The organism is Flaviramulus aquimarinus (genome assembly GCF_039543205.1).
GTDB lineage: Bacteria > Bacteroidota > Bacteroidia > Flavobacteriales > Flavobacteriaceae > Flaviramulus_B > Flaviramulus_B aquimarinus.
In genome coordinates this window covers 45,667-58,387 of record NZ_BAABJH010000001.1, presented here as the reverse complement: position 1 = coordinate 58,387, position 12,721 = coordinate 45,667, and the positions used below count along the sequence as shown (strand labels likewise).

General features: G+C 30.4%; 8 protein-coding genes and 1 other RNA gene. 6 read left to right on the top strand and 3 right to left on the bottom strand.

What is annotated here, in order from left to right; genetic code table 11:
* Positions 1–9: 9 nt before the first annotated feature.
* On the bottom strand, positions 10–1,263 hold the full coding sequence (locus ABD941_RS00225; protein ID WP_345271868.1) for a HupE/UreJ family protein: 1,254 nt from the start codon (positions 1,261–1,263) through the stop codon (positions 10–12).
* A gap of 333 nt (positions 1,264–1,596) precedes the next feature.
* Here ABD941_RS00225 and ABD941_RS00220 point away from each other — a divergent pair, with 333 nt between their 5' ends.
* The 4 genes from ABD941_RS00220 (at position 1,597) to ABD941_RS00205 (ending at position 8,816) form a co-directional block, all read left to right on the top strand.
* Positions 1,597–1,839 carry an acyl carrier protein gene (locus tag ABD941_RS00220; RefSeq protein WP_345271867.1) on the top strand — a complete coding sequence of 81 codons (243 nt, stop codon included), beginning with the start codon at positions 1,597–1,599 and terminating at the stop codon, positions 1,837–1,839.
* Positions 1,840–1,850: 11 nt separating this feature from the next.
* On the top strand, positions 1,851–5,996 hold the full coding sequence (locus ABD941_RS00215) for an amino acid adenylation domain-containing protein (RefSeq protein ID WP_345271865.1): 4,146 nt from the start codon (positions 1,851–1,853) through the stop codon (positions 5,994–5,996).
* 28 nt (positions 5,997–6,024) lie between these two features.
* Positions 6,025–6,456 (top strand): hypothetical protein, encoded by a 432-nt coding sequence (locus ABD941_RS00210; RefSeq protein WP_345271864.1) that lies wholly within the window; start codon positions 6,025–6,027, stop codon positions 6,454–6,456.
* Positions 6,457–6,581: 125 nt separating this feature from the next.
* Entirely contained in the window at positions 6,582–8,816 is a 2,235-nt protein-coding gene (locus tag ABD941_RS00205; protein ID WP_345271863.1) for a TonB-dependent receptor, read from the top strand.
* A gap of 84 nt (positions 8,817–8,900) precedes the next feature.
* Here ABD941_RS00205 and ABD941_RS00200 read toward each other — a convergent pair whose 3' ends face one another.
* Positions 8,901–9,935 carry a glutaminyl-peptide cyclotransferase gene (locus tag ABD941_RS00200; RefSeq protein ID WP_345271862.1) on the bottom strand — a complete coding sequence of 345 codons (1,035 nt, stop codon included), beginning with the start codon at positions 9,933–9,935 and terminating at the stop codon, positions 8,901–8,903.
* 88 nt (positions 9,936–10,023) lie between these two features.
* Between ABD941_RS00200 and ffs the strand changes: the two genes are divergently transcribed.
* Both ffs and ABD941_RS00190 read left to right on the top strand, forming a co-directional pair.
* Positions 10,024–10,122, top strand: an RNA gene (ffs, locus tag ABD941_RS00195) — signal recognition particle sRNA small type.
* Positions 10,123–10,327: 205 nt separating this feature from the next.
* Positions 10,328–11,131, top strand: a complete 804-nt coding sequence (locus ABD941_RS00190; protein WP_345271860.1) for an SDR family oxidoreductase — start codon at positions 10,328–10,330, stop codon at positions 11,129–11,131.
* A gap of 24 nt (positions 11,132–11,155) precedes the next feature.
* Here the strand turns inward: ABD941_RS00190 and ABD941_RS00185 are convergent, their stop codons facing one another.
* Entirely contained in the window at positions 11,156–12,580 is a 1,425-nt protein-coding gene (locus tag ABD941_RS00185) for a TlpA family protein disulfide reductase (RefSeq protein WP_345271859.1), read from the bottom strand.
* Positions 12,581–12,721 lie beyond the last annotated feature (141 nt).

The following is a 12,721-nucleotide window of genomic DNA, read 5'->3' as shown; positions in this document are numbered from 1 at the left end:
ATTAAATAATTATCGTAAACCTAACCAAACAGCAAACTCAAAGCCGTATTTTCTAATATAATCATCAAGAGGGAGATCTATATCAAAAGCACGTTCAATTAACCAATAAAGTGATATAATAATTAATAATACAGACAGATACACTAAAAATTTAGGGTATAACTTGAGTTTTCTTATTAAGAACAGTAAAGGAAATATAGCAGCAATTATGGCTAATTGTCCAATTTCGACACCAATATTAAACCCTAATAGCGATAGTGTAAGATGCTCTCCATTAAAGCCTAACTCGCCTAAAACGCTTGCAAATCCAAATCCATGGAAGAGTCCAAATACAAATGCTATAACCCAATCTCTACCTTTAAAAATAGGTTTTATATTGTGGTATGCGGCTAAGCCAATTGAAAATGCAATAATAGATTCCACAAATTGAGAGGGTAATTCTATAATTTGCAAAGAGGCTAAACTAAGTGTAATGGTATGCGCTATGGTAAAAAAGGTAATTATTTTTACAATATATAGGAATGCAGGTTTGAATTTGTCTACCGGTTCCCAACTCCAAATGTTAAATTTGCTACTAGATTGAGCCCCTTCAGTAATGTTAATTCGTCTTCTTACTACTGCTGGTAATATTAAAGCTATTATAAAAAGAATATGATCTATTCCAATCCAGATATGCCAAATACCTTGCTTTATCATGGCATTAAAACCTGTCCAAATTGAGCCCTCTTTTAATGAAAGTGTTTTGTTCCAGTCATTATTGCTAAAATTAAGCGCAATATTTTTCTCATTATTAATTAGTCCAGCTTTCCAATTATAAGCTATACCTAATAAGTTCATATGATGCGGTTCTTCTTCAATAAAAACCTTATAGGTAACATCTAACTCATCAGGGGTCATTTCTGTGTTTTCTAGATAAAAATCTAGTATAATAAAATCACCATAGGTCACCCATAAAAAATCTATTTCGTCTGTAAATACTATGCTGTAAGCTTTATTTTGATAAGAAAACGAGGTGTTTTTTAAAAGGTATGCTTTTATTTTGTTTAAATGTGGGGTAATTTCTTCAATAGAGGTATGTTGACTTAAATTAAAACCTAAAACATCATTTAGCTCATTAACATTAATATGAAAATCGCCCTCAATATTGGCATTTTCATAAACCCTTAAATACAATAGACTATTGTCGGGATGGTGAGCAAAAGCATTGCAAATAGGAAATAATAAAAAAGTAAACAATAGGAAACTTAGTAATCTTCTTTTCATAAGGATAGGTATTAAAAACACATCTTCGGAAAAAGATGTGTTTTATCGATTTTTTGTTTCAATATCGTAAATATTAAAGAATTGATAAATTTATATAGTGTTTTTTTCGATAAATACAACAAATTAACTGTTGAATAACTAAAAATGGGTTTTAATTCTTTGTAATAAACGTATATCTTTACTTTTTTAGGTATAGAGCTTAATATAAAAAATTGCTATGGTTTATATTAATGACTAATTTTTATTGATTAACATCAAAAAACTCCCAGTCATTTAAAATCTTTCCTAAAACATAATTATTAAATATTTAGAAATTTTTCTATAGACATTGTTATGGATATAAATGGACCTTTATTAGAGTTTATTAAAAATGAAATCATAGAGGATAATCAATTAGAATTAGGCTTCCAAGACGATTTATTTAGTACTGGTTTAGTTGATTCTATGGGAATGATGAGAATCATCAGTTTTGTTGAAAAGAAACTCAAAACAGAAGTGCCTTTTGAAGACATGACTGTAGATAATTTTATGACGATTGAAGCCATAAGTAAATACGTTTCAAACAAAACGGTTTAGTTTTTTTACTTATGAATAAAAATGCCATTAATATGATGCCCTTAACAACAAGCCAAACCTCAATGTGGTTAGGTCAAAAACTTAACCCAAGTGTGCCCATTTATAATGTGCCCTATGCCTTTTATATTAACGGCAATTTAGATGCTGTTACATTTAAGCAAGCTTTTCAAGAATTGATAAATACAACTGACGTTTTGCGTACGGTATTTTTTGATGTAGATAGTATTCCATATCAAAAAGTTTTAAAAGACTATAACTATTCATTTGAAGCTATAAATTTTAAAACCGATCTAACTGACATTTTAATAAACGATTGGTTACAAGATAGAAGCGAAAGATTGTTTGATATGTCTAAACCATTGTTTGATAGTGTTTTATTAAATACTTCAGATCAAGAATACATATGGTTTTTTAATGTACATCATTTAATAACAGACGCTTCAAGTTCTGTTTTGTTTTTTAATAGACTGTCAGAACTGTATGCGCAAATTAAAAAGGGCAATGAATCTACAGACAACTCAAAATTTAAGTATTCAGATTATGTTCAGTATGAAGCTAATCAGCAAAACAGTAATAAAGCCAATAAAGCTTATTGGGAAAAAAAGGTAGAAACTTTTAGTGAAACTCCAATGCTTTATGGAGAAAAGAAAACGCAACAAACGACTTCAAAGTCACATCGTGTTGTATTAGATTTAAGTTTAGAGCAATCCGAAAAAATTAATGCTTTGGCCGAACAAAGTGATATTAAGGTTTGGACAAAGGATTTAACATTATTCAATATTTTTTCAACACTTCTTTTCACATATTTATATAGAATAAGCGGACAAAAAAAATTGGCCATAGGTGCACCAATTAATAATCGTACAACAAAAACGTTAAAAAGCACACCAGGATTATTCATTGAAATTTTTCCGCTTACTGTTGAGTTAACAGAAGATGATACCTTTTTTTCGCTGTTACAGCAAATAAAACGAGAAACAAACGAATATTTAAAACATGCTATTACCGGAACTTCATCAGCAAAAGTAAGCCGTAGTTTTAATACTATTTTTAATTATATAAACGCCAGTTTTTCAGATTTTGACGGCTTAACTACAAAAGCAGAATGGATTCACCCTAATCATAGCGACCCAGCACATAAATTACGTTGCCATGTTTATGATTTTAATGCTACAGGACATACCAAGGTTGTTTTTGATATTAATACGTCTATTTTAGATGAATCTGAAGCCCATGCAATTACAAGTCATTTTTCAAATATATTAGATGCATTTTTATCAAATATTAATGCACTTATAGAAGCTCCTAGCTTATTATCAGAACAAGAATCGAGCTTATTTTTACAGTCTGAATTAGAGTTCAATAAACCCTATGTTTCCATATTAGAACATTTTGAGACTTTAGCGGCTAACATACCAAATGCCATTGCATTTCAATGCAAAAATGAAACGCTAACCTATAAAGGGTTAAATAAAAAGGCAAATCAATTAGCTAATTATTTAATCAAAAATGGCATGACGTCTAATCAAAAGGTCGCACTTTATAATTATCGAAGTACAGCCTATATGATAGGCGTACTGGCTGTTATAAAAGCTGGAGGGACATTTATACCCATAGCCTCCGACCAGCCAAGAGAACGGGTTAGGTTTATAGTATCCAATTCAGATTGTTCACTTATACTAACCGAAGGAGACTTAAAAAAGAATTTAGAAAACACAAATATACAGGTTATAGATTTATCGGATTTTAATAGCTTAATTGCTAACGAATCCGTTAGCAATTTAAACAAGGTGCTAAAAGCTAGTGCTTTGGCGTATGTACTATATACTTCTGGTTCTACGGGAGACCCCAAAGGTGTGCTTATTTCACATAGCGCATTGTCTAATTACCTCTTTTGGGCAAAAGACCATTATGGTATAGATAGTAAATCAGTTTTTCCATTATTCACATCTATTGGCTTTGACCTTACCATAACATCAACATTTTTACCTTTATTAAGTGGTGGAAAATTAATAGTTTATAAAGAAAATACTTTTGGTCCAGATACTTCATTATTGCAATTACTTGGTGATAATCTTGTTAATGTCATTAAACTAACACCCTCACATTTAACCTTTCTTAAAGACCGAAATTTAGCCAACTCAAACATACATACCATGATTGTTGGTGGCGAAGACTTTAAAGTTAATTTGGGTAAATCAATTAAATCTTCATTCAGGAATCATTTAAAAATCTTTAATGAATATGGACCAACAGAAGCTACAGTTGGCTGTATTGTAAGTAAATTTGACGTAGATAAACATTCAGATGCTTCGATTCCAATTGGCTATCCCATAAAAAACATGCATGCTTATATATTAGATTCCCATATGAATATGGTTCCTAAAGGCGTGGTGGGAGAATTATATTTAAGTGGCCATAGTTTAGCCAATGGTTATCTAAAACTAGAAGATTTAACAAACAGCAAATTTATAGATAATCCTTTTGTTGATGGTTTAAAAATGTATCATACGGGCGATTTAGCCAGAATAAATAAAACCGGTGAATTTGAATATTTAGGTAGGGTTGATGAGCAAGTTAAATTAAGAGGTTACAGAATTGAATTGACCGATATAGAGTCTAACCTTCTTGATTTTGAGGGTATTGATGATTGTGCAGTTGTTTTAGTGGAAAATAATAAAGTTATTGTTCCAGAAGAAGAGGTTATAAATTGTACAGAATGTGGATTACCATCAAATTATCCACAAACCGATTTTGATGATTATGGTGTTTGCCATTTATGTAATGCGTTTAAGGGTTACAAAGAAAAGGCGCAAAAATACTTTAAAACCGAAGAAGAATTAAAGACCATTTTAACAACTAACAAGATAGAGAACACAAGCTATGATTGTTTGTCACTTTTAAGTGGAGGTAAAGATAGTACCTATATTTTGGCGCAATTAGTTGGTATGGGCTTAAAGGTTTTAGCCTTTACTTTAGACAATGGTTATATATCAGAACAAGCAAAAGACAATGTAAATCGTATAGTAGAAAAACTTGGTGTAGATCATATTTATGGCCAAACCGAGCACATGAATGCTATTTTTATAGATAGCTTGAACCGACATCAAAATGTCTGTAACGGTTGTTTTAAAACCATTTATACACTGAGTACTAAAATAGCCATGGAAAAGGAAATTCCTTTTATAGTTACAGGTTTATCACGTGGTCAGTTTTTCGAAACGCGATTAACAGAAGAACTTTTTTGGGATGAAAATCTAGATGTCACTAAAATTGATGATACTATTTTAGAAGTTAGAAAATTGTATCACAGAGAAGAAGATGCAGTAAGGGATTTATTAGAAGTATCAATATTTGAAGATGATGACGTGTTTGACAAAGTTCAATTTGTCGATTTTTATAGATATTCTGATGTAAGTTTAGAACACATGATCAGTTATTTAGAAGACAAAGTAGGCTGGGTAAGACCAACAGACACCGGACGTTCTACAAACTGCTTAATTAACCAAGTCGGTATATATGTTCATAAAAAAGAAAAGGGCTATAGTAATTATTCTTTTCCATATAGTTGGGATGTACGTTTAGGGCATAAAACCCGCGACGAAAGTTTAGAGGAAATTAATGAGTACATAGATGAAGTTGAAGTCAAACGCATCATGGAAGAAATAGGCTATGAAGAATCCAATACGTTTGGAAATGATGAAAAATTAGTAGCTTATTATACTGGTGATTCCTCTATATCATCAAAAGCATTAAAGAAGCATTTAGCAAGTAAACTTCCAGCATATATGATGCCTTCTAACTTTAAGTTTTTAGAAGATATGCCGCTTACTAAAAATGGTAAAGTAGATAAGAAAACATTAAAAAAAATAAATACAGAACAATTAGAATTAGAAACGTCTTATGTAGCGCCAAGAAATGAAATAGATGAACTTATAGAAGGTGTTTGGAAAGATGTATTGCGCTTATCCAAAATAGGTATACATGATAATTTTATTGCGTTAGGCGGGCATTCGCTTGCAGCTATAAGAGTTACCTCAAGACTTAACGAAGCATTAGGAATGGACATTCCGCTTAATAAAGTTTTTAATTTACCAACTATTGAAGCGTACTCTAATTATCTGGAAAAAATAATGGTCGAACTATTAGGTGAATAAGAGAATTGATGCACAGGTATCATAAAAAATGAAAAGAATTAAAATACATATCGTAAAATTTGTAGCTATTGTAATTAGTGTAATTTACATGCTAATGCCCATACATAAAGAAGTAAAAAGTGTTTTACATAGTATGTCGCATTATTTACAAATGCCCGATATGGTATTGTCACATAATCAGGATCAAAATCTAAATTATAAAACCCAAACATCAAATATAACGTTTCATCAGCATAAACTAATTGATTTATTAGATGCATTTATAGGTAACAAAACTAATAATGAGGATTCTAATAAAGCACATATCTTTAATATTAAAATTGATAAACATTTTTATGACCATAAATATAAATACCAAGAATTAATATCCACTAAAACATCATCTATTATTGATAATTATAAAGAAAAAATAAAAGATGAATTTTTTGGAAAAATTAAGGTCCCTCCTAAAATAACATGAGTTTAAGTACTATTAGTCAATAGTATCATTTTTACATTATAATCAACAACTTGTCTATTTAACTATTATGCAAACTTTTGCTATGGCATTAGCTCATTTAAAAGTATGCCCATAAAACTAAAAAAATGAAAAAATATATAATTTTTTGTTTGCTATATACTGTTTTTTACAGTGTAAAAGCACACGAACTAAGTGGTACGGTTGTTTCAGAAGATAATAATAAACCCCTACAAGGCGTTGGCGTTTACAATAAAACTACTGGAGCTTATACCTATACCAATGTATCTGGATATTTTGAATTAGATGATATTTCAATAAACGATGTCATTTATTTTTATCAGTTAGGATACGAAAACCAAGAACTAGTCATTGTAGAAAAACACTTGGATAGCGAAATTGATATCGAATTACGAATATCTTCAGCGTCTTTAGATCAAGTACTAATCGTTTCAAAAGTAAACGTGTTAAGTAATTTTATAAATGTCGATTTAAAGACAAGTCCCGTAAAATCTTCGCAAGAAATACTTAGAAAGATTCCAGGTTTAATTATCGGTCAACATGCAGGAGGCGGTAAAGCAGAACAAATTTTTTTAAGAGGTTTTGATATTGACCATGGAACAGATATCGCTATAGATGTCGATGGAATGCCCGTAAATATGGTATCGCATGCCCATGGTCAAGGCTATGCCGATATGCACTTTATAATACCCGAAACTATTGATAATATCGATTTTGGAAAAGGCACCTACTATGCCGATAAAGGAAACTTTAATACAGCAGGTTACGTGGATATCAATACAAAAAAGACCATTGATAATAACTTGGTTTCAGTTGAGGCAGGTCAATTTAATACCCTACGTGCTTTGAGTATGATTAAACTTGTAGATGAAGAATATAGTTCAGCTTATATTGCTTCAGAACTCATGCTATCTGATGGTGTTTTTGAGTCGCCTCAAAATTTTAATCGCCTTAATATTATGGGACGTTATAATTTTAATAATTATAAAGATCAAGAGTTTAATATGGCTATATCTCATTTTCAGAGTAAATGGGATGCTTCTGGACAAATCCCAGTTCGTGCCGTTGAAAGTGGACAAATAGGGCGTTTTGGAGCCATTGATGATACAGAAGGCGGTAATACCAGTAGAAGCAATTTTTGGTTAAACCACAGTAAACAATTAGATGAACACTCGTCTATAAAATCATCAGCATATTTATCAAAATACGATTTTGAATTGTTTTCAAATTTCACATTCTTTTTAGAAGACCCTGTAAATGGGGACCAAATTCATCAAAAAGAAGATAGAACCATTATTGGTGCTAAAACGGTTTTTGAGCATTCATTTCATTTGGATAACCATGATGAGCAACTAAAGTATGAATTGGGAGTTGGATTTAGATATGATGATGTTAATGACGTACAATTATCCAAAACCTTAAACAGGCAAACCATTTTAGAGCGCATAGCCTACGGAAATATAGATGAATTAAATGGGTTTTCTTTTGCTAACTTGACTTACAAAACAAATAAATGGACATTTAATCCAGGTTTACGTTTTGACTATTTTAATTTTGATTATGAAAACTTATTGACAACCACTTATGATATTAAAAGTGAGAATAAAATATTAGTGAGTCCAAAACTGAATATTATTTATGCAGCATCTAATGGCTTGCAATTATTTGCAAAAACAGGTTTAGGATATCACTCTAACGATACTAGAGTTGTAACGGCTAATAATGGAAAAAAAATATTACCAACAGCCTTTGGAACCGATTTTGGATTAATTGCAAAACCTTTAGACCGATTGGTTATTAATGTTGCATTGTGGAGCCTATTTTTACAACAAGAATTTGTGTATGTTGGCGATGCTGGTATTGTTGAGCCAAGTGGAAAAACTAAACGTTATGGTGTTGATTTTGGATTGCGATATCAACTAACAGATTGGCTGTTTTTTAATACCGATGTTAATTATACCTATGCCAGAAGCTCGGAAGAGCCAAGTGGACAAGATTATATTCCATTAGCACCAGATTTAACATCATCGGGAGGTTTGAGTTTTAGGGATTTAAAAAAATTCTCAGGTGGTTTAAGTTACAGGTTCATAAAAGACCGACCAGCTAATGAAGATAATTCTATTGTAGCAGAAGGTTATTTTATTACCGATTTGAATTTGAATTACAATCATAAAAACTGGACCTTTGGTTTGATTGTAGAAAACTTATTTGATAATGATTGGAATGAAACACAATTTGCCACAGAAAGCAGGTTGTTTAATGAACCAGATGCTGTTGAGGAAATCCATTTTACACCAGGAAGCCCTTTCTTTTTAAGAGGAAAAATATCTGTGCGTTTTTAAAATTTAAAACCGTTATTATTTTGAATAAAAAACGCACCAGAATAGGTGCGTTTTTATTTTATTGTGATATGAATTCAAAGGTGTTTATTTCTTAACAATCTCTATCTCAAATAATTTGTTCCAACGCTTTCCTGTTACAAAAATAGTTTTTGTTTTAGGGTTGTAGGCAATACCATTTAAAACATCTAAGCCTTCATGTTGCTTAACTTTTTTCTTTAATGAAGTAAAGTCAATAACACCAATTACAGCACCGTTTTTAGGGTTAATAATGGCAACACCATTTTTTTGATAGCGGTTAGCGTATATTTTACCATCAATCCATTCCATTTCATTAATACCAATAATTTTACCTTTGTTGGTATATACTTGAATAAAGTCTTGTTCAACTAAAGTATTTGGGTTTAAAAGCCATATTTTTTCGGTACCATCACTTTTGTATATGGTATTGTTATTGTTACATAATCCCCAACCTTCTTTACTATTTCCGTATTTAAAACTACTTAATTTCTCAAAACTATTGACATCATAAACAAAGCCTGTTCCTTTTTGCCATGTAAGCTGATACACTTTGTTATTTAATATAGTTAGTCCTTCTCCAAAATATTCATCAGCTAGGTTAATGCTTTTAATGACTTTGCCAGTTTTATAATCTAGTTTTCTAAGTTGGGATTCTTTGTACTGCCCAGTACTTTCATAAAGGGTATCACCAAAAAACTCTAATCCTTGAGTATAAGATGTAATATCGTGTGGGTATTCATTAATGATTTTAAAGTTATATACTTCTGGTGTATCGTTATTAAGTAATGTAATAGTAGACGTTGTTATTTGTTTTTGGCCATTAAAGTAAACCTTGGCTTGAATGGTATGCTTTCCTAATTCAAAATTTTTTAATTCAAAATGGTCATTAATCGACGTGCCTTTTAAAGTATAAGAAACAGAATCTATGGTATGATTTTTTTTGTTTTCTAAAGAAATTTTCAAAGTTTCACTAATAGAAATATTACCTTTTTTAGCATTCGTTTTAATAGCGAAATCACTTTTTGTTTGGTTGGAGTTTGAACCACAAGAGCTGAGTAATCCGTATAAAAATATGATTGTTAGATGTTTGAAGGTATTCATTTTAAATTTTTAATTTGAAGCAAGATATTTATTTAAAATCAGTTTAAAAAATCATTGTGAAAATTTTAAAAGGTTGTATCTTTGCAGCCGGCAAGTCCTACACAACCAGCTCCTGTTGAATCCTCCAGGTCGGGAACGAAGCAAAGGTAAATGGTCGTAGCGGTGTGATGTAGGTAGCTTGCCTTTTTTTGTACCCAAAATTTAGCTTTTGAAAGCTAAGCGTATCAAAATATTTTATTTTGAACACTCCAAGGAAGGTTGTTGTTCTTTTATAGAAACTTAAATCTTGAAAGCTGCGGCGAATCAAGATTTTTTAGTTTATTACATTTCCATGAAAGTGGGAATCTCATGATTAATATTGTATTTTTAAACAATCAAAATATTGAATGTAAATGTCTAGAGTAATATTAATAACAGGTGGTTCTTCAGGAATAGGAAAATCTATGGGCGAATTTTTAACCGAAAAAGGGTTTAAGGTTTATGGCACGAGTAGAACCCCAGAAAAGTATAAAAATAGTGCATTTCCTATTTTGGCTTTAGATGTTAGTGATGTTACTTCTATTAAACAAGCAGTTAGTACGATTATAGAAAAAGAAAACCGATTAGATATTCTTATAAACAATGCAGGAGCAGGAATAACTGGCCCAATTGAAGAAATTCCCGAAGCAGAAATTAAAAATAATTTTGACACTAATTTTTTTGGACCTATTAATGTTATTAAAGCCGTACTGCCAAAAATGCGTGAACAACATTCTGGCTTAATAATAAACATAACCTCCATTGCTGGCTATATGGGTTTACCGTATAGAGGTATTTATAGTGCTAGTAAAGGTGCTTTAGAGCTTTTAACAGAGGCTTTTAGGATGGAGTTAAAAAACTTTAATATAAAAATGACTAATGTGGCTCCAGGAGATTTTGCAACCAATATAGCGGCAGGTCGATATCATGCGCCAACTCTTGATAATTCGCCTTATATGAAACCTTATGGAGATACTTTAGATTTAATGAATAGGCACGTTGATAATGGGAGCAATCCCAATATTATGGCTAAAGCTGTATATAAGGTGATAATGACACCAAATCCTAAAGTCCATTATAAAGTAGGGGAGTTTATGCAAAAATTCTCCATTGTGTTAAAACGTATTTTACCAGATAAGGTTTATGAAAAGCTTTTGATGAATCATTATAAACTATAATTTTAAATTTTAGTTTATAACTAACTATCTATTTATCAAACCAAGTAACTGCTCTTCAAAATATATTGAAAAAAGATTTGTATTGCTATTTACTATCCTTTTATTCTTATCTATAATGATTGTTTTTGTCATAGGATGTATAGCCAAAATTTCAAAAGTTTTTGCTGGATTTTTAAACTGATATTCGTTTGTAGAATCAAACCCATGTCCTAGGAGCATTTTTTTAGAATTCTCCAAACCATATTTATCTATATTTATTGTAATAAATTTTATTTCTGGATATTTTACTTTTAACTCTTTGAGTTTATAATGACTTTCCTTAAAATGGTCATAATACTTTTGAGACCAAAAACTAATGACTGTAGGGCTATTTATTACTGAATTAATTTCAATTTCGGAAGCATTATAATTAATGAGATTTATAAGAGGTAGCTTTGAGCCTTCTTTTAAATTATTTACCGATTTTGCATATAAAGCTATCATTCTTTTGTGTGCTTTGTTTTGACTTTTACTTAAATAAGATTTTAACATTTTATTGCATTTCTTTTCATTTTTAGATTTAGAAATATAGCTAATGGTAAAATGATATAACAATTCATCTTTAATAGACGTATTAGTTACCAAACTATCTATAAGCTTTAGCCTGTCTAAGTTATAGCATAAATCCCATCTGTTAAATAGTTTATTGTCAGAATGTTTATCGTGCGATTCAAGTGCCAAATTACTAAAGTTGTGCCTTAAAAAAGTACTGTAATTAAAATAATGGCTCAGAGATTCATCATTATAATTAATATCCTTTCTGTAATCATAAAAATTATCAGGTAATGATTCTAAAATTGCAATTTTATTTTTACCATAATGCCAAAAAGGATAAACTTCTTTGCTCGAATAATATCTATAATCTATGTTAGCACGAGCATATTTTTCAAATAAATTAGAAGGTTCATATTTCTTTTTAAACCTTTCTAATGTTTTAATTTTAGAATATCGAATAGAATCCACATGTTTTTGAAAATCAATAGGGTTTAATTGACAAAGCTTAATGTTGTATTTTTCTTCTTTTTCATTTTCTAAAAACTGATTAATCAAATAATTATTTTTTTTATCACCTATGCCTGTAAATACTAGTGACTCGTCAAAATCTAAAGTGTTTAGTCTAAAAAGCACACTATCTTTAGGTTCAAGTAAAATCATTTGATACTCCTCACCATGCCTAAAGGTATAAAGACCTTCCTGTAAACTATTAATTTTAAAAAGAAATCTGTTCCTACCATCTAGCCTTATGGTATCCAAAATAGTCTTATTCTTAAAAAGAACAACATAGTTCGTATTTGGGTTTATGATTTTACCACCTATGTATGCATAATCAATAGCAGTTTCATTGCTATCTTTTTTACAGCCGAAAAAAAATATTATAAGAATTAATATAAATGTAAAATATAACTTCATAAATCCCTCCTGAATGTATTTTATATAAGCAAAAATATAGCTTGTATTTATAAAGTCCTGTTAATGCGTTGTTAAATGTTTACTAAACAAGTCTCTACAAATATGGCTTAAATACTATAAAAACAGACGAATTTACTTTAT